Genomic DNA, 18401 nt, shown 5'->3' on the forward strand with positions numbered 1-18401 from the left:
CGTCACAACAGCCAGCGCCCGTCACGCAGCCGGGGACGCTGGGTCGCCGGCGCAAGACCGCTGAGGCGCACGGCAATATCGTCGAAGCTGGAGATTAATGCGGGGGCCGCATTCAGCAGGACGATACGGCGGACGTGTCCGGACGGCGCGCGCGCCAGTTGTCGCAACAATGCGCTATCCATCGCGGACAACGGCAAGGGAAACGGCGATATCAAGTAAATGCCGAAATGAATGCTCTGCTGGATATAGCGCAACGCATTACCCAGCCGCTGCGAGCCCGGAATGGCTGCGTGCGCCTCTCGCAGATTGCCCATGCCTTTTTCAGGCTCCCAGAGGTAAACCGACTGGCCGTTGTGCCGGGAAATCGTCCGAAACTGTTCGATCAACGGCTCGCTGTCGGTGTCTTCGAGCACGACCAGCCCACCGGGCGCAGTCAGGATGCGCTCGTAGATATCGCTGCCGGCAAGCGGCGCAGGAGCCATCAAGGGAGGCATAGCGGCCCGTGGGAAAGTCGTAGCGTGGGGCTAGAGTTACGCGCTGGCGCGGGAATCGCAATAGCCGGATTGCCGTGGCGTGACGCACGCTACACCCCGGTTGCCGCAATGCGGCATAAACGCCTTTTCTGGGCTGGGAGGCCGTCTTCATCGTCCACGTAACCGCGCTACCACCTGTCAGCCCTTCGGTCGCAACGCGGTTACGTGGACGATGAGGACAGGCTCTAAGGCGTCTCGCAATCGCGGCGGCGGGACGGTAAGGTGGGCGCTTCCCGACCATACCCCTATCCCCATGTTCGAAGGATTGCGCTTCAATCACTGGAAGACGAGCCTGGACGACAGTGGCATCGTCACGCTGACGCTCGACCGCGCCAACAGCAGTGTCAATGCGTTCTCGCGAGAAGTGCTCGACGAACTGGGCCAGATCGTCGAACGCCTGGCCATCGAAAAACCCAACGGCGTCATCATCCATTCGGCCAAATCCAACGGGTTCGCCGTCGGTGCGGACATCAAGGAATTTGTCGAATACGCCAAGCACGGCACCGTGCTGGAAAACATCGAAAACGGCCAGCGGGTCTTCGAAGCGCTGGCGCGCCTGCCCTGTCCCACGGTGGCGGCCGTGCATGGCGCATGCATGGGCGGCGGCACGGAACTCATCCTGGCGTGCAGTCAGCGCATCGCCGCTGACGACGACAAGACACGGATCGGCCTGCCCGAAGTGATGTTGGGCATTCACCCCGGCTGGGGTGGCTCGGCGCGCCTTCCACGCCTGATTGGCGCTCTGGAAGCGCTGCCCATCATGTTGACCGGCAAAGCCCTTTCGGCGCGTCGGGCGAAGAGCCTGGGTGTAGTCGATCGATTGGCGCGCCCTGAGGAGCTGATGGCTGAAGCGCGCGCGCTGTTGCGCCATCCGCATGCACGGCCCTTTGCACAGCGTGCCGGCGCCTGGGCAACCAATACGTGGCTGGCCAGGCAGCTGCTGGCCCCCATGGTCGTAAAGCAGACCGCGGCGAAGGTGCGCAAGGAGCACTATCCGGCGCCTTTTGCCCTGATCGATGTATGGAAGCGCGGCGGCAGCGATATCAACCAGCGCCTGAAGCTGGAAGCGCGTTCAGTAGCCAAGCTTGCGCAAACATCGACTGCGCAAAACCTCATTCGCATCTTCTTCCTGCAGGAACGCCTGAAGGGCCAGGGTGGCGGCGTGGATCCGGACATCCGTCGCGTGCATGTCGTCGGTGCGGGCGTGATGGGTGGAGATATCGCAGCTTGGGCCGCGTTCAAGGGTTACGACGTCACGCTGCAGGATCGCGAGATGAAATTCATCCAGCCTGCGCTGGATCGCGCTCGTGCGTTGTACGAGAAAAAACTCAAGACGCCGGAAAAAATCGAGGCAGCGAGCCGTCGCCTGCGCGCCGACGTGGAAGGGGCGGGCATCGCTAACGCAGACCTCGCCATCGAAGCGATCTTCGAGAATGCACAAGCCAAGGAATCGCTGTACGCGACTATCGAACCGCAGTTCCAGCACAACGAAATCCTCGCCACCAACACGTCGTCGATTCCGCTCGACGAATTGCGCAAGGGATTGAAAGCACCGCAGCGATTCCTTGGCCTGCACTTCTTCAATCCCGTCGCGCAGATGCCACTGGTAGAGGTGGTGCGTCATGAACAACTCGATCCGGCCATCGAAAAACGTGCGCTGGCGTTCTGCAAAGCCATCGGCAAATTGCCCGTGGCCGTCAAAGGTACGCCCGGCTTTTTGGTCAATCGCATCCTGATGCCCTACCTGCTCGAAGCACTGCGCCTCTACAACGAAGGCGTACCGGGTCCCGTGCTGGACAAGCAGGCCAAGAGCTTCGGCATGCCGATGGGACCGATCGAGCTGGCCGACACGGTAGGGTTGGACGTATGCGCCTCGGTCGGCCGGGAGCTTGCGCCATTTCTGGGACTGGAGCTTCCACCCGGCCTCGAGGACAGGCTCGAAGCCGGCAAGCGCGGCAAGAAAGATGGCCAGGGCCTGTACACCTGGCACGACGGCAAGCCGCAGAAACCCGAGGTCGATCCCGATTACACCCCACCGCCGGACCTGCAGGACCGCATGATTCTCGCCATGGTGAACGAAGCGGTGTCCTGCCTCGGCGACAACGTGGTGGACGATGCGGATCTGCTGGACGCGGGCGTGATCTTCGGCACCGGCTTCGCTCCTTTCCGGGGCGGTCCGATCCAGTACGTGCGCAGTGAAGGCGCGGAAAACATTCGCCAGAAACTCGAAACCTTGGCGAAGCGTTACGGCGAACGCTTCATGCCCAAGAACGGATGGGATCACCCCGCTTTGAAGCAGAGCGGATTCGAGCTTCCATCCGGCGCTTGATCACGCCACGCAACGCGAAGCTGCCGTCGGGCAACTTCGCGTTGCGCTTACCACATCAAGTCGTCCGGTACGCCGTCTTCGCCGAAGCCACCAGCTGAAGGATTTACCAGCAGCGCCAACAGGTGGGCGTCGATATCGCGCACCTGTTCCGCGACGGATTGCGAGACCAACAGATAGCGACCGCCAAACTGGACGATACCCAACTTGCCCGCGTTGAGCTCGGCCAGCTGAGTAGCATCGACATGCACGCGACGGATCTTGCCGCCATATTCGAAATGACGGACTTGGTCGACGTCCGATTTGTTTAGTGCCTTGCCTTCGAGCAATTGCTGCACTTTGGCCCTGCGTTCGCGCTTCAGGCGTGCCTCTTCGGCGGCTTCCTGTTCCGCGCGCTTGCGTTCGGTGGCTTCCGTTTGCGCACGGATCGCGTAGGCCTTGGCGAGGTCGATTTCTTCCTGATGGTTGCGCGCAGGCCGCTGTTTATGCGGCGGCTTGCCTTTTCCCTGAGGAACATTCGGCCTCGGGGCGGGCTGCTGTTGACGCTTCTCGTCCTTGAGCTGTTTGACGATGCCGCTCTTCAGCAGCTGATCTCGCAGTGAATCGACCATGATCTAAATCCGATATTACCTGTTGCGTTTCAATAGTGCGGAGGCGGTGGTTCGCTATGCGGATTGTGCCCCTGCCCCGTCCGCACCGATGCCAGTTCACTGCGCAAGTCGCGAACCAGGCGTTCCAATGCCGCGATGCGCATGGATTGCTCGGCATCCGCAGCGACCAGCCCTTGTACGGCCTCGTCAATGAATGCCAGACGTACTTCCAGCTCGGTCAATCGTTGTTCGTGGGTGCTCATGGTGACTCAGGTTGCAGCACGCTGCGCCCGCGCCCTATACCGTAATACGCGAGTCCGGCATCTTCGACGGCCCTGGGCTCATACAGATTGCGCCCGTCAAAAATGACCGGCTCCTTGAGCAGATCGCGGATGCGTGCAAAATCCGGACTGCGGAAGGCCTTCCATTCCGTCACGATGGCCAGCGCATCGGCCCCTTCCAGTGCCTGGTAAGCGTTGTCGCACAGCACCAGATCATCGCGTTGCCCGTAAATACGCTGCGTTTCCTCTCGCGCCTCGGGATCATAGGCGCGTACTTTCGCACCCGCCTCCCACAAGGCCTCTATCAGACGACGGCTCGAAGCCTCGCGCATGTCATCGGTGTTCGGCTTGAATGCCAGCCCCCACAACGCAACGGTTCGACCGCTTATGTTGCCGCCGAAATGGCGCTGAATGAATTCGAACAGCTTGCTCTTCTGGTCGTAATTGACTGCTTCGACCGCATCCAGCAGACGCGCCTGATACCCCACGCTCCGCGCTGTGCGCTCCAACGCCTGCACGTCCTTTGGAAAGCACGAGCCGCCATAACCGGCACCCGGATAGATGAAGTGATAGCCAATGCGCGGGTCCGCACCGATACCCTGACGCACCAGCTCGACATCCGCGCCAACGCGCTCGGCAATGTTGGCGATCTCGTTCATGAAGCTGATCTTGGTCGCCAGCATCGCATTGGCGGCGTACTTGGTCAGCTCGGCGGAACGCACATCCATGACGACTGTACGATCATGATTGCGATTGAACGGCGCATAGAGTTTGCGCAGCCATTCGACAGCCCGCTCGCTGGAACTTCCAATGACGATGCGATCTGGACGAAGGCAGTCTTCGACAGCATCGCCTTCTTTCAAGAATTCGGGATTGGAAACCACGTCGAATGCTATGTTCGCGCCGCGCGCCGCGAGTTCATCAGCTGCAGCCTTAAGCACGCGATCGGCCGTACCTACCGGTACCGTGGATTTGTTGACGATCACCGTATAGCGATCCAGATGGCGACCGATGTCCCTGGCCACGGCCAGGACATACTGCAAGTCGGCGCTGCCGTCTTCGTCCGGCGGCGTACCCACCGCAATGAAAATGATCTGCGCGTGAGCAATGGCCGATGCAGCCTCGGTCGTGAACTGGAGCTGCCCATTGGCGTGATTGCGTCGCACGATCGGCTCCAGACCGGGCTCGAAGATCGGTATTTCGCCTCGGTTGAGGCGGCTTACCTTGTCTTCATCGATATCCACGCAGACCACGTGGTTACCCATCTCCGCCAAACAGGCCCCTGTGACAAGGCCCACATAACCGGTTCCGAAAATGGTGACTTTCATCTTATGAGATCAAAACCTCGTTCGTGACCGACGATTCTAGCAGGGCAAATAAGAAACCCCAGTGTCAGCCGCGCATGCGGCGCACGCAAAGAAACGGGGCGCGAATCGCTTCGCGCCCCGTTCGTTTGTTACCTGCGATGTGCGAGTGATTACTGCCCGCCAGCATTGCCACCTGGGGCACCATCCGGAGCACCACCAGCCGGCGTCGGGCCGGTGCTCACCAGGGTGACGTCAAAGATCAGCGTTTCATTCGGCGGGAAATTGCGCTGCGGCTCCGCGCCGTAGGCAAGGTTGGCCGGGATGAAGAGCTTGTAGTGACCACCCACCTGCATCAGCTGCAGACCTTCGCGGAAACCCGGGATAACGCGAGCCAGCGGGATCGCGGTCGGGCCAGGCGGATTGTTGTTGGTGGAAGAGTCGAACACGTCACCGCTGATGAAGGTACCGGTGTAGTTGACCTTGACCGTGTCGTTCGGACCCGGACGCGCACCGGTGCCCTGCGAAAGCACCTGGTACTGCAGACCCGAGGCCGTGGTCTTCACGCCTGCAACCTTCTTGTTCTTGACCAGGAAGGCGTCGCCGTCAGCCTTGTTCTTCGCCGAGACAGTGTCGTATTCGGACTTGGCCTTGGCCTGGAATTCCGCCATGAAGCCCTTCCACACCGTGGAAGCTTCGGCTTCGGACATGGACGGCTTCTGACCGGACAGAGCAGCCGTGACGGCCTGACCGACGGTCGCCGGATCCACCAGTTCGCGCATCGGACCAGGAATCTGGCCGGCCATCTGGAAGCCGAGCAGCTGACTGGCCTTGGCCTTGTCGACCGTACCCGTCGCTGCAGTACTGGATGTCTGGGCCTGCGCGCCAGCGGTCAGGCCCAGCGCCACGGCTAGAGCGGCCGCCGTCAGCGTGGGTCGCAGAAAATGCTTCATTTGAACTCCCTCGTGTATTGGATATGCCGGCGTGCCGGTCGGACCTCCCCCAAATGGAGGCTGGCCCCGCATTGTGCGGTGTCCTGTCCGGTCTTGGCAACGACGTTCAGGAATTGACCATCAGTTCACATAAAGGTTCAACGCGACGACTGTGCGCCCTATCGCATTCAGATTCATTCATGACCGGCGGATGACGGCTTTTCAAGGGTTTCACGAAGCGCCGCCTGCAATCGCGCATGCACCTTCACCAGTCCTCGCCAAAGAACGATCGCGAGCACCACTGATACCGCAATGAGCGATAGCGCTACACCGCGTGGCGGCAAAATCGCAGATCCCAGCACGCCGACCAGAATGGCCAGGAACAGCAACGTCGCCAACGGTATGAGCCTCGCAAGAACCTGCCGGATAGCTTGCGTATACGATCCGGCAAAGCGCTCGCTGATACCCAACTCGGCCAGCAACATGCCCAGGGCTTCGGCTTTGCGGTAGACCGCAATCAGCAGTGGCAACGACAAGAACAACGCGCACGCCCAGATCACCGAGTGACGCATCTCCAGATTGAGCCCCCAGTTAACGAACCAATGCGCGTTATGCGCATTCACGTACGCTCCGATGACAAACAACGTGACAACCAATGCGATGTTTACGGCTATGTGCCACAGCAATCGCCGAAACATCGCCGCCAGTGTCGCGTTGTCGTCCACGGGCCGCAGGTTTTCCAGCCATCCGCTGTAACTGATCACCAGCAACCGCAAAGGACGTGGAAGTACATGTCGTCCCGCGCGCGCCAGCAGATCGGCCGAGCGAAGCAGATAAGGCGAAGCCAGCATGCAGATCAGCGCAGCGGCGACAGCAATGGGATAAATGAAATCATCCACCGCACGAAGCGTAAGCCCCAGCGTGGCGATCACGAACGAAAACTCGCCGATCTGCGCCATGCAAAGCCCAGTACGCAACGACGTACGCGGATCGTGGCCGATGAAGAACATGCCGACCGTGCATACCACGGTCTTGCCGATCATCACGGTCAACGCGACCAGCACTGCCGGCAACGCGTAATGCGAAAGCTGTGTCGGATCGATCTTCATGCCAATCGCCACAAAAAACAGCGCCGCGAACATGTCGCGCAACGGCTCAACCAAATGCACTACGCGTGGTGCATTGCGCGCTTCTGCCACCACGGCTCCGGCGAGAAAAGCACCGAGTGCACCGCTAAAACCGAGCCATATCGCGAGCAAGCTCGTGCCGAAACAGATGCCCAGCACGCTTACCAATAGAGTTTCATCGCGATCGAAGCCCGCGATGTAGTCGACCAGGCGCGGCAGCAGCAGCAACCCGACAATCATGCCGGCAATCACGAACAAACCCAGATGTCCGATGATGCTGAATGCCGTCTGCGTCACCACCGTTCCGCTGATCGCCACCGCGGTCAGCAAAGTGAGGATCACGATGGTCAGCATGTCCTCGGCAACCAGCATGCCGACGACGAATCGCGCAAACGGCCATTGACGAACACCGCCCTCCACCAGCGTGCGCGTGGCGACCATGGTCGACGACAGTGCCATGATGGCGCCGAGAAACAACGCGCTCCGATTGCTCCAGCCAAATAGCAAACCAAGTTCGTAGCCGACCCAAAGCATGAAGCCGACTTCGATCGCCGTCACCAGCAGCAGTCCGCCTCCCACCTGGCGCAGCTTGCGCACACTGAACTCCAGGCCCAGCGTGAACATCAGCAAGATGACGCCAAGATTGGAAATATCGGCGATAGCACGAGGATCGGCGACCAACACACCCGGCGTATGCGGACCAATCAGCACGCCAGCCAGGATGTAGCCCGGCAACACCGGCAGCCGAAGGCGCTGGAACAGCACCGTGGTGGCGCCGGCCACCAGCATCACGAGCGCAAGGTCGCCAATAAAACCGATATCGTGCATGCCTCACCCCGCGTCCATGTCTCGACCACAGCTTAAACCGAAGCGATGCTGTGACTGCGCACCGGGGAGGCGCATACGGTTCATCAAGCAGTGTGTTTTTTTGTAAAAAACGCTTGACGGAATTCTGAACCCATCCTATTCTTTCGGGCTTCCAGCGGCGGGGCCATAGCTCAGCTGGGAGAGCGCCTGCATGGCATGCAGGAGGTCGGCGGTTCGATCCCGCCTGGCTCCACCAACACATACGTCCCCATCGTCTAGAGGCCTAGGACATCACCCTTTCACGGTGGCGACCGGGGTTCGAATCCCCGTGGGGACGCCAACTTTACCGATAGCCGAAAGGCCACCGCGTCGAGTTGGAAATGGACTTAGTGTGTTGCAGCGCTGGAAGGTAGTACACAACGCGGAGCGGTAGTTCAGTCGGTTAGAATGCTGGCCTGTCACGCCGGAGGTCGCGGGTTCGAGTCCCGTCCGCTCCGCCATTTGTTAGCAAGATCGTTATCGCAAGAAGCTCGCCATCGCGCGGGCTTTTTTGTTGCCTGCGATACCGCTACTTCTTCAGCGCAGGCTCCAGCGTGCCGCTCGAGTGGCCCTGCTCTCCCAGGTATTCCAGCCAGCGCGCCAGAAATCCGTTCATCTGCAAGCGATGCTGGAATACCGTGTGCGCAGGCGGAAAAGGTCCGAGTACCTGCCACAGATGACGCCCCGGATGGCAATGCAAGGCCTCCGCCACGTGTGCATCGGTATACATGCGCAATTGCGCCGACGGTGCGCGAAGACCAGTCTGCGTATCGACAAACCCGTAGGTCAGTTCAAGTTCGAGCGTGTACGGATGACACTCCTGCACGACCATATGCACGGGTAACCCGTCATCCACATCGGACACGTAGTCGCCCACCGCCAGCTTCTGCGGCGCAAACAGACGCGTCAGCCGATGATAATTCTCGGCATAAAGCCCCATCAGGAACTCAAAGCGTCCCGGCAACAGGGCGGTGCGGCGGTCGAGTACGACACTCATAGATGCGAAACAGTCTCCCTTCTCAGAACATGGTTTTTTCTATACCAAACTGATCGAAGATTTTGCTCGCAATCTCTTCGATCGATACGTGCGTGGTGTTAAGACAAGGAATACCCGCCTGCCGCAAAAGCCGGTCGGCCTGCTCCAGCTCCCACCGGCACTGCTTCAGCGTGGCATAACGACTGCCCGGGCGCCGCTGCTCGCGGATCTGCGCCAGCCGCGCCGGTTCGATCGTCAATCCGAACAGGCGGTTTTTGTAGGTGCGCAGGCGCGAAGGCAGTTCCAGCTTTTCCAGGTCCTCATCGGTCAGGGGGTAATTGGCGGCGCTGACGCCGTAATGCAAGGCCATATAGAGACAGGTCGGCGTCTTGCCCGACCGGGACACGCCGACCAGGATCAAGTCCGCCTGCGCATAGTCCACGTCGAGACCATCGTCATGACTGAGCGCGTAATTGGTAGCGTTGATGCGCGCTTCATATTTGGCGAAATCCACCAGGCCGTGGGAGCGATTCACGGCACCGGAATGGCGCGTGCCCAGCTCGTCTTCCAGCGGACCGATAAAGGGCGCGAACACATCCAGCATCAGCGCGCCGCTGGTGGCAACGATGTCGCACAGCGCCCGGTCGGCCATGGTGTTGACCACGATGGGTCGGTCCCCGCTCTGCGCGTACCGCGTTTTGATGCGCAGCGCGGCCGCCTCGGCTTTCTGCGCATTGTCGATGAACGGCAGCCGGTGTTTTTCGAACTGAACGCCTTCAAACTGGGCAAGGATGCTGTTTCCGATCGTCTCGGCGGTAATACCAGTGGAGTCGGAGATAAAAAACACCGAGCGCTGCATGCAAGGTCCGTGGGCGAGAGTGGTTCCTGCCCTGCACCATATCGCAAGCGCGAACACGTGTCTTTCCTTGACTATCACCTGACTGGTATGCAGTTGGCGCGGTGTCGGGCTTCATTGGTCTTCTTGTGCCATGCACCATCCGCAGCGGACAATACCAGTCTTATGCGGCCCGACTTCCCCACGCCGCTCCCAGCCATTAATTCGTGCTCTGAGGAGACTCCCTTGAACGACCTGGTGCTTTGGCTCGACCAACTGCGCATGACCGACCTTGGCAAGGTGGGCGGCAAGAATGCGTCGCTCGGCGAGATGATCGGCAACCTGGCCCAGCTGGGGGTCTCGGTTCCCGGCGGCTTTGCCACCACCGCCGATGCCTTCCAGCAGTACCTCGAAAGGAGCGGTCTTTCCAAGCGGATCGCCGAACGGCTGGCCACGCTGGACGTGGACGACGTCGACGCACTGGTCGCCGGGGGCAAGGAGATCCGCGGCTGGATCGTCGACACCGCCCTGCCCGCCGACCTGGAAAACGCCATCCGCGAGGCCTACGTCAAACTATGCAAGGACGCCGGCAGCGACAACATCGCGGTTGCCGTGCGCTCTTCCGCCACGGCGGAAGACCTGCCGGATGCGTCCTTCGCCGGCCAGCAGGAAACCTTCCTCAACGTGGTCGGCATCGACGACGTGCTGCACAAGGTCAAGGAAGTCTTCGCCTCCCTCTACAACGACCGCGCGATCGCCTACCGCGTGCACCAGGGCTTCAAGCACGAAGACGTATTCCTCTCGGCCGGCGTGCAGTTGATGGTGCGCTCGGACGTGGGCGCGTCCGGCGTGCTGTTTACGCTGGACACCGAATCCGGCTTCCGCGACGTGGTGTTCGTCACCGGTTCCTACGGCCTCGGCGAAATGGTCGTGCAAGGGGCGGTGAACCCCGATGAGTTCTACGTTTTCAAACCCACGCTCAAGGAAGGCAAGCCGGCCGTGCTGCGTCGCAGCCTCGGCGCGAAGCAGCAGCGCATGGTGTACTCGAACAAACCGGGTGAGCGCGTGCGCATCGAAGAAACGCCGGCGGCGGACCGCAACCGCTTCTGCATCTCCGACGCCGATGTGCAGGAACTGGCCAAGCAGGCGCTGGTGATCGAAAAGCACTACGACCGCCCGATGGATATCGAATGGGCGAAGGACGGCAACACCGGCAAGCTCTACATCGTGCAGGCCCGTCCGGAAACGGTGAAGTCGCGTGCACATGCCACGCAGCTGGAACGCTTTCATCTCAGCGAGAAAGGCAAGGTGCTGGCCGAAGGCCGCGCCATCGGCCAGAAGATCGGCGCGGGCAAAGCGCGCGTGATTCGTTCGCTCGCCGATATGAACAAGGTGCAGCCCGGCGACGTACTCATTGCCGACATGACCGACCCCGATTGGGAACCGGTGATGAAGCGCGCCTCGGCGATCGTCACCAATCGTGGTGGCCGCACCTGCCACGCCGCGATCATCGCGCGCGAACTTGGCGTGCCAGCCGTAGTCGGCACCGGCAACGCGCTGGACGCCATCCCGGATGGTCACGATGTGACCGTGTCCTGCGCCGAAGGCGATACCGGCACGATCTACGACGGTCAGCTGAAATTCGAGCGCGTGACAGCGGATTTGGGCGCGATGCCTGAAGCGCCGCTCAAGATCATGATGAACGTCGCCAACCCGGAACGCGCCTTCGACTTCGGCATGCTGCCGAACGGCGGGATCGGCCTGGCGCGTTTGGAAATGATCATCGCCAGCCACATCGGCGTGCATCCGAAAGCGCTGCTCGAATACAGCAAGCAGGATGCAGAAACCAAGGCGAAGATCGACGCACGCATCGCCGGTTACGCCGATCCGGTGAGCTTCTATGTCGATCGCCTCGCGGAAGGCATCGCCACCATCGCCGCCTCGGTGTATCCGAAGCCGGTGATCGTGCGTCTGTCCGACTTCAAGTCGAACGAATATGCCAACCTGCTCGGCGGTTCGCGTTACGAACCGCACGAAGAAAACCCGATGATCGGCTATCGCGGTGCGAGCCGTTACGTCGATGCGGGCTTCGCCGAATCGTTCGGCCTGGAATGCAAGGCCGTCAAGCGCGTACGCGAAGTGATGGGCCTCACCAATGTGTGGGTGATGATTCCGTTCGTGCGCACGCTGGATGAAGGTCGCAAAGTGGTGGAAGTGCTGGCCAAGAACGGTCTCAAGCGAGGCGAGCACGATCTGAAGGTGATCATGATGTGCGAGCTGCCGTCCAACGCCCTGCTCGCCGATGAATTCCTCGACATCTTCGACGGCTTTTCGATCGGCTCGAACGACCTCACCCAGCTCACGCTCGGCCTGGATCGCGACTCCAGCGTGGTCGCGCACCTGTTCGACGAGCGCGATCCGGCGGTGAAGAAGCTGTTGTCGATGGCCATCCAGACGGCGCGCAAGCGTGGCAAGTACGTCGGCATCTGCGGCCAGGGACCGTCCGATCACCCGGATCTTGCCGAATGGCTGATGGATCAGGGCATCGAATCGGTATCGCTCAACCCCGATACGGTGGTCGACACCTGGTTGCGTCTGGCCAAGCGAAAAGCCGGCTGATTACGGGCAACATGCAACACTCTGGGGCGGTGGAGACACCGCCCCTTTTTTGTGCCTGGAAACTAGATCGGGAACGTGTTGTCCACATACGACAAGAAACGGTTCAGCGATCCCGCCACCGGCAAACAGGAGTGTCCCATGCGCCGTTTGACGTCCTTTCTCTCCAGGAACAAAGGATTCATCGCGTTCATGCTCTGCATGATCATGTTCCGCAGCGCCCTGGCCGACTGGAACGTCGTGCCCACCGGCTCCATGCAACCCACGATCCAGATCGGCGACCGGATCCTGGTCGACAAGGCGGCTTACGATATCCGTCTTCCGCTTACGCACATCTCACTGCTTCATCTGGCCGACCCGCGACGCGGCGATATCGTGGTGCTCGATTCGCATGCGGCGAACGAGCGTCTGGTCAAGCGTGTGATCGGCATCCCCGGAGACGAAGTCGCGATGCGCTCGAATGTTCTCTACATCAATGGCGTGGCCGCCCGCTACACACCCACTTTGGTGCAGGGCATCCACGACGATCAACGGGATCCCGCCCGCTACGCCGTCGAACAGGTCGATGGCATGCAGCACCTGGTCAGGCTGTCGCGCTACCACCCCAGCGAAGTTCGCGATTTCGGGCCTGTCACCGTCCCCCCGGGCAAATATCTCCTGCTGGGCGACAACCGCGACAACAGCGAGGATTCCCGCTACCTGGGCTTCTTCCCACGCGACGAAATCGTGGGGCGTTCGCGCTACGTAGCGATGTCGCTGGACCCCGACAATCACTACCTGCCACGCGAAAGACGCTTTGCAGCCCGTCTGGACGGATACAACGGCGCGGGAAGCCGCTGAACGGCCGGGCGCCAGTTGTCAGGGCCGCGTCCAGCACGTATCATGACCGGCTCGCGTGGACCACACGCACCCGTTCGGAGAGGTGGCAGAGTGGTCGAATGTACCTGACTCGAAATCAGGCGTGCGTGTAAGCGCACCGTGGGTTCGAATCCCACCCTCTCCGCCAGTTATACAAAACGCCCCGCTCGGGGCGTTTTGTATTTCAGGGATTCACTTTCCGATCACCGAACGCTCCCAACTGCCGTGTCTTATGAATTCTTTTTTGCGCCACGCATCCACATCCGGCATGCTGCGCTCATCCACCCGGCGGATGCCCATGATCGAATTCGGACACGGAACCCATGTCGGATTGCGCCGCACGCGCAATGAGGACACTTATTACGCCGACGCAGCACTTGGCCTGTTTCTGGTGGCCGACGGCATGGGCGGACATCAGCATGGCGAAGTGGCTTCCGCGCTGGCGCGCGATGCGATCGTGGAACGGATTCGCAGCGGCCAATCCCTCGCTGAAGCCGTACACGGCGCAGCGGCCCAGGTGCTTGAGCATGCGCAGCGCTACGACGACGCTTTACCCATGGGCACCACGGTCGCTGCTGTTCGTTTTTCCGAACAGGCATACGACATAGCCTGGGTGGGCGATAGCCGCATTTATCTGTGGAACAACGGCCTGCGGCGAGTCAGCCACGATCATTCGCTCGTGCAGCGTCTGGTCGCCGCCGGCACGATTGATGAAGCGCAAGCATCGCGCCACCCTTACCGCAATGTGTTGACCCAGGCATTGGGCATTACGGCGCTGGACCAGCTGCACATCAGTATGGCGAAAGGTCAACTTTCGCCGGACATGAGTTTTCTCGTGTGCAGCGATGGTCTGACCGAGGAGGTCAGCGATACGGCCATTGCCGACATGGTGAGCCGGCAGGAACTGGCTGCGCAGGAATGCGTGGATCACCTGTTGCTGGCTGCGCTCGACCATGGTGGCAGCGACAACGTCACTGCCATCCTCGCGCGCGTCCGTTGATGCGCTGACGCGAAAGCGCATTCACGCTTCGGATTCCTGTCGTCGCCACACCGATTGCCCACCCGCACTCTTGTCCAATGCATCGAGGCGACGCAGATGCGCGTCGACTTCTTCGGTATTCGCACGCAATACGCGGGGACGACGCGACAGAATCACCGGTGTAGCGACCGTGCGGACGCCCGCATCGGTTGCGCCCTCGAAGCCGAGATCCAGTACGACCTGGCCTGAAGTCATCGCCAGATAAACGTCGGCCAGAAGCTGCGCGTCGATCAAGCCGCCGTGCAAATCGCGCGCCGAGTTGTCGACGCCAAGGCGTTTGCACAAGGCATCGAGGCTGTTGCGCTGACCGGGATAACGTTCGCGCGCCATGGCCAGCGTATCGAGCACGCTGCAGCGATCGGCGATGCGGCCGTAGCTTTCGCCGACGCGCGCCAGTTCCGAATCGAGAAAGCCGACGTCGAACGTCGCGTTGTGGATGATCAGCTCCGCGCCATCGATGAAAGCGAGAAACTCATCCACGACTTCGGCAAAGCGCGGCTTGTCGAGCAGAAACTCGTCGGCGATGCCGGTGACTTCGCGCGCACCTTCATCGATCGCGCGTTCCGGATTGAGGTAAGTCTGGTAGTGACGTCCGGTTGGTCGGCGCTCGATCAGTTCGACGCAGGCGATTTCGATAAGGCGATGACCCTGGCGTACTTCAAGGCCGGTGGTTTCGGTGTCGAGAACGATTTGTCTCATGCCTGATCTCTAAACTGTTCGGCTTGTTCGCGCGCGGCCTGATCCACACGCTCGTTTTCGACGTGACCAGTATGGCCGCGAACCCACTTAAAACTCACCTTATGGCGCGCCACCGCAGCCGCCAGCCGCTCCCACAGATCCTGGTTTTTCACAGGCTTTTTGTCCGCGGTGCGCCAACCGTTGCTGATCCAGCGCGGCACCCATTCTTCCATGCCCTGTATGACGTAGCGCGAGTCCGTGGTCAGCGTCACCGTGCAAGGACGGCTCAGTGCTTCGAGCGCGCAGATCGCCGCCAGCAGTTCCATGCGATTGTTGGTGGTTTGCGCTTCGCCGCCGCTGAGCAGACGTTCTGTCCCCTTTGCCCTCAATAGTGCTGCCCATCCACCGGGACCAGGATTGCCGAGGCACGCGCCATCGGTAAACGCTTCCACATCCGCCACTCGTTTTGCTCCAACGTTCTTGTTCGTAGTGTTCAACTGACCGAGCTTCGGCGCGCTCCCGGCGCGAGGCCGGCCGGAACCTGGGCCGTGACCGGCTTGGGCCGCAGCCGCGTCGGCACACTCATGGGGCCTTTCTTGCGCGCGATCAGCACGTAACCGCCTCCAAGCCAGCCGGAAGCCTCTCCCGGACCGGCCGACGGCATCGGCCACACCCGTCCTACCCGCTGGACGCGCTCCACCTGCAGTTCGGAACGGCGCAGACGCGCCGCGAGCTGAATGGGAGACTTGGCATGCGAAGCCGTGCCGCGCGTCTGCCAGAGCCACCAAGGGGTCCATCCGCTTAACGGATTCACGCCAGTCAGCACCAATACGCCACCTGGCGCCAGCACACGGACGATATCGTCCAGCGACAGCGGCACAGGTTCCAGCGCATGGCGCAGCAAGATCAAATCAAAGGCATGATCGGAGAAAGGCAGCGGTTCGGAGGCGCTTGCCCGTATATCGCCCTCTATGCGGTCCCCTGTCAGCCGCAGCGTGACCCACTGGCCAAGATAGGGCGGATTCGGCGGACGGTCCTCCAGGGCTGCTGAGAGCAGCAGCGCACGACTGCCCGTGCAACGCCGCAAATCCGGCGTGTAAGCAACGGCTTCGTCCGCCAGCAAGCCCCGCATGGGCGTACTTGCGTAGATGTCGTGGGCACGCTGGGGCATGGAGAGATGGCCTGTCGCGGAGCGGGTCGGACAAGAGTCTACTGGTTGGCTTCACAAAGGCGAACCAAGGCCCAACAATGTTCGAATTATATTTCGATTAACACGTACGTAACGAGAGCCTCCCCTAGGGGTTTTATAGTCGACCGCCATGCGCAAGCCGGACGCCTGCGCCAGTCGATACGAAACCGCAGCGGAGTACGCCTTGCACGTCGTACCGTTACCGGCGCTTGCCGACAACTACATTTGGCTGCTCCATGACGGCGAGGGCAACGCCATCGTCGTCGACCCGGGCGAAGCCGCCCCGGTGGAGTCTGCACTGCGCTCGCGCAAACTCACGCTGCGAGCTGTTCTGCTGACCCATCATCATCATGACCACATCGGTGGCGCGGGCCGTCTGCGCGACGATCATCGCGTTCCGGTTTACGCCCCGGATGACGATCGGATCGAAGTGGCCACGCATCGCGTGAAAGACGGTGAAACACTACGCCTGGAGCAACCGTCTGCGCGGTTCGACGTGATCGCTGTTCCCGGGCATACGTTGAGCCACATCGTTTACGTCGGCGAAGGCGTATTGCTGTGCGGCGACACGCTGTTCAGCCTGGGCTGCGGACGTCTGTTCGAAGGTTCGCCCGCGCAAATGCTGTCGTCATTGCGGCGCATCGCTTCGCTTCCCGGCGACACGCTGGTGTGTTGCGGTCACGAATACACCGCCGCCAACGGTCGCTTTGCGCAAACGGTCGAGCCCGATAACGCAGCCTTGAAACAACGTGTGGATGAAGTCGCACGGCTGCGCGCGAATCACCGTCCCAGCGTACCGGCAACGCTGTCCAGCGAACTGGCCTGCAATCCCTTCCTGCGCGTGGATAGCGAAGGCGTGATGGACTGGTGCCGCCAACATGGTGCGGCCAATGATCCCGTCGCCCGCTTTACGGCGTTGCGCTCTGCCAAGGATGTGTTCAGCGCATGAGAGCCGCGAAGCGAATTCTTCCCATCATGCTTGCTTCGCTGCTGGCCGCGTGCGCGACGCCTTCAACCGTAGGTCCTGCGCACACACCGACGCCTGCACCGACGCCACCTGCGCCATCGCCGGCATCCGCCACAGCGCCCGCTCCGTCTGCCTCAGCAGCGCCGTCCTCGCCTGCCGAAGCGACGAATGTGTGGGACAAATTGCGCGGCAGTTTCGCGATGGCCGATTGCGATGCCGACCCGCAAATCATGGTTTGGGCGCATCGCTTTACGCAGAATCCGCAACGCTTCGAAGCGCAGATGGATGGCGCGCTGTCGCAGCTGATTTATGTGCAGCAAGTGGCGGAAAAGTACGACGTAGCCGGCGAATTCGTGCTGCTTCCATGGGTTGAAAGCCAATATCGACCGGTGCCCGGGCATCGCAATCTTCCCGCCGGCATGTGGCAGATCGTGCTGAGCACGGCGCACGTCATCGGTTTGCATGTGGATCGCAACTACGATGGTCGCCTAGATACGTCAGCGTCCACCGACGGCATCATGCACATGCTGCATGACTACCACGACCAACTGCACGACTGGCGTCTGGTCGACTACGCGTTCAATCATGGCGAGTACGGCGTGCAACGACTGGTGCAGCAATATGGCGAGCCACCGCCGGAGCCCGCGATTCCCAAGCTGCCGGTTTCGCGCATCACGCGCGAGCACTTGACCAAGTTGCTGGCCATCTCTTGCGTCATTCGCGATCCATCGCGCTTCAATGTCGAGCTGCCTACGCTTGAACCCGACCAGCATCTGGAAACCGTGCAGGTAAGCCACGGCATGACCTTGTCGGGAGCTGCCAGCCATGCCGGTATGCCGACCGAAACACTCAAGCAGCTGAACCCTGCCGTTCAGAGTGATTTGCTCAACGCAAACGTTCCACAGTTGCTGATGCCGCATCGCAATGCCGAGCAACTGCGCAGTGCCATGCAGATGGCCAATGATCAGGACATGACGGCGAGCGCATCCACGTCGAACGATCCGGCCGTGCACGCTCCGTTTGTGGACACGTCGAATGCCAGTCAGGACGATCCCGAGCCGGCCACGCCACCGCATCACGCGAGAACGCATACGGTGCGCCCCGGCGAGAGTCTGTGGCAAATCGCAAAGCACTACTCGGTGAGCGTCAGCACGCTTGAGCGCCTCAATAACCTGCACGGCAAGCCGCTCAAGCCCGGAGAAGTTCTGAAGCTGGGCACGCCCTGATCATTTCCATGCCTGGACGTATGGAAGCCCCGCCGGGCCATGCCTGCTAAACTCCGGCCGCTGCGCCGACCGGCGCAC

At 61.1% G+C, this 18401-nt stretch carries 17 protein-coding genes and 4 tRNA genes; 10 read left to right on the forward strand and 11 right to left on the reverse strand.

Annotated elements, in window-relative coordinates; all coding sequences use genetic code 11:
• Positions 1-2: 2 nt before the first annotated feature.
• Entirely contained in the window at positions 3-494 is a 492-nt protein-coding gene (locus DWU99_RS04065; protein WP_115476702.1) for a hypothetical protein, read from the reverse strand.
• Between the two features lie 292 nt (positions 495-786).
• On the opposite strand from DWU99_RS04065, the gene DWU99_RS04070 reads away from it, so the two are divergent.
• Positions 787-2862: a 3-hydroxyacyl-CoA dehydrogenase NAD-binding domain-containing protein gene (locus DWU99_RS04070; RefSeq protein ID WP_115476703.1), complete on the forward strand. Its 2076-nt coding sequence runs from the start codon at positions 787-789 to the stop codon at positions 2860-2862.
• A gap of 47 nt (positions 2863-2909) precedes the next feature.
• Here DWU99_RS04070 and DWU99_RS04075 read toward each other — a convergent pair whose 3' ends face one another.
• The 5 genes from DWU99_RS04075 to DWU99_RS04095 form a co-directional block, all read right to left on the reverse strand.
• Positions 2910-3470, reverse strand: a complete 561-nt coding sequence (locus DWU99_RS04075; RefSeq protein WP_115476704.1) for a DUF2058 domain-containing protein — start codon at positions 3468-3470, stop codon at positions 2910-2912.
• Between the two features lie 29 nt (positions 3471-3499).
• Entirely contained in the window at positions 3500-3712 is a 213-nt protein-coding gene (locus DWU99_RS04080; protein WP_115476705.1) for a SlyX family protein, read from the reverse strand.
• Positions 3709-5058 carry a UDP-glucose dehydrogenase family protein gene (locus DWU99_RS04085; protein WP_115476706.1) on the reverse strand — a complete coding sequence of 450 codons (1350 nt, stop codon included), beginning with the start codon at positions 5056-5058 and terminating at the stop codon, positions 3709-3711. Before DWU99_RS04085 ends, DWU99_RS04080 begins: the two co-directional genes overlap by 4 nt.
• 149 nt (positions 5059-5207) lie before the next feature.
• Complete coding sequence (locus tag DWU99_RS04090; protein WP_115476707.1) at positions 5208-5987, reverse strand: FKBP-type peptidyl-prolyl cis-trans isomerase; 780 nt, start codon at positions 5985-5987, stop codon at positions 5208-5210.
• Positions 5988-6160: 173 nt separating this feature from the next.
• Positions 6161-7921, reverse strand: coding sequence for a cation:proton antiporter (locus DWU99_RS04095; protein ID WP_115476708.1), 1761 nt, complete (start codon positions 7919-7921; stop codon positions 6161-6163).
• Between the two features lie 159 nt (positions 7922-8080).
• Here DWU99_RS04095 and DWU99_RS04100 point away from each other — a divergent pair.
• From DWU99_RS04100 to DWU99_RS04110, 3 genes are all read left to right on the forward strand, one after another.
• A tRNA-Ala gene (locus tag DWU99_RS04100) sits at positions 8081-8156 on the forward strand.
• A gap of 8 nt (positions 8157-8164) precedes the next feature.
• Positions 8165-8240 (forward strand) — tRNA-Glu (locus DWU99_RS04105).
• A gap of 83 nt (positions 8241-8323) precedes the next feature.
• Positions 8324-8400: transfer RNA gene (locus DWU99_RS04110), tRNA-Asp, on the forward strand.
• Between the two features lie 68 nt (positions 8401-8468).
• Here DWU99_RS04110 and DWU99_RS04115 read toward each other — a convergent pair.
• Together DWU99_RS04115 and ppsR are read right to left on the reverse strand one after the other, a co-directional pair.
• Entirely contained in the window at positions 8469-8936 is a 468-nt protein-coding gene (locus DWU99_RS04115) for a DUF1249 domain-containing protein (protein WP_115476709.1), read from the reverse strand.
• Between the two features lie 22 nt (positions 8937-8958).
• Positions 8959-9774 carry a posphoenolpyruvate synthetase regulatory kinase/phosphorylase PpsR gene (gene ppsR / locus DWU99_RS04120; RefSeq protein WP_115476710.1) on the reverse strand — a complete coding sequence of 272 codons (816 nt, stop codon included), beginning with the start codon at positions 9772-9774 and terminating at the stop codon, positions 8959-8961.
• A 222-nt stretch (positions 9775-9996) separates the two neighbouring features.
• On the opposite strand from ppsR, the gene ppsA reads away from it, so the two are divergent.
• The 4 genes from ppsA (at position 9997) to DWU99_RS04140 (ending at position 14224) form a co-directional block, all read left to right on the forward strand.
• Complete coding sequence (gene ppsA, locus DWU99_RS04125; protein ID WP_115476711.1) at positions 9997-12369, forward strand: phosphoenolpyruvate synthase; 2373 nt, start codon at positions 9997-9999, stop codon at positions 12367-12369.
• Between the two features lie 138 nt (positions 12370-12507).
• The gene (lepB, locus tag DWU99_RS04130; RefSeq protein WP_115476712.1) at positions 12508-13206 is read left to right on the forward strand and encodes a signal peptidase I; all 699 of its coding nucleotides are present in this window, start codon (positions 12508-12510) and stop codon (positions 13204-13206) included.
• A 76-nt stretch (positions 13207-13282) separates the two neighbouring features.
• A tRNA-Ser gene (locus DWU99_RS04135) sits at positions 13283-13372 on the forward strand.
• A 150-nt stretch (positions 13373-13522) separates the two neighbouring features.
• Entirely contained in the window at positions 13523-14224 is a 702-nt protein-coding gene (locus DWU99_RS04140; protein ID WP_158543231.1) for a PP2C family protein-serine/threonine phosphatase, read from the forward strand.
• A gap of 21 nt (positions 14225-14245) precedes the next feature.
• Here DWU99_RS04140 and dnaQ read toward each other — a convergent pair whose 3' ends face one another.
• From dnaQ to DWU99_RS04155, 3 genes are read right to left on the reverse strand one after another with little or no spacing between them, the layout of a single operon-like run.
• The gene (dnaQ, locus tag DWU99_RS04145; protein ID WP_115476714.1) at positions 14246-14962 is read right to left on the reverse strand and encodes a DNA polymerase III subunit epsilon; all 717 of its coding nucleotides are present in this window, start codon (positions 14960-14962) and stop codon (positions 14246-14248) included.
• Entirely contained in the window at positions 14959-15402 is a 444-nt protein-coding gene (rnhA, locus tag DWU99_RS04150) for a ribonuclease HI (RefSeq protein ID WP_115476715.1), read from the reverse strand. Before rnhA ends, dnaQ begins: the two co-directional genes overlap by 4 nt.
• A 32-nt stretch (positions 15403-15434) precedes the next feature.
• A complete protein-coding gene (locus DWU99_RS04155) occupies positions 15435-16112 on the reverse strand; it encodes a methyltransferase domain-containing protein (RefSeq protein ID WP_115476716.1) in 678 nt (225 codons plus the stop codon).
• A 202-nt stretch (positions 16113-16314) separates the two neighbouring features.
• On the opposite strand from DWU99_RS04155, the gene gloB reads away from it, so the two are divergent.
• Complete coding sequence (gene gloB / locus DWU99_RS04160; RefSeq protein ID WP_115477181.1) at positions 16315-17079, forward strand: hydroxyacylglutathione hydrolase; 765 nt, start codon at positions 16315-16317, stop codon at positions 17077-17079.
• Positions 17076-18323, forward strand: a complete 1248-nt coding sequence (locus DWU99_RS04165) for a LysM peptidoglycan-binding domain-containing protein (RefSeq protein ID WP_233510863.1) — start codon at positions 17076-17078, stop codon at positions 18321-18323. The genes gloB and DWU99_RS04165 overlap by 4 nt, the downstream gene beginning before the upstream one ends.
• The last annotated feature ends 78 nt before the right edge of the window (positions 18324-18401 follow it).

Origin of the sequence: Dyella psychrodurans, from assembly GCF_003363265.1 — a bacterium.
GTDB classification, from domain to species: Bacteria; Pseudomonadota; Gammaproteobacteria; order Xanthomonadales; family Rhodanobacteraceae; genus Dyella_B; species Dyella_B psychrodurans.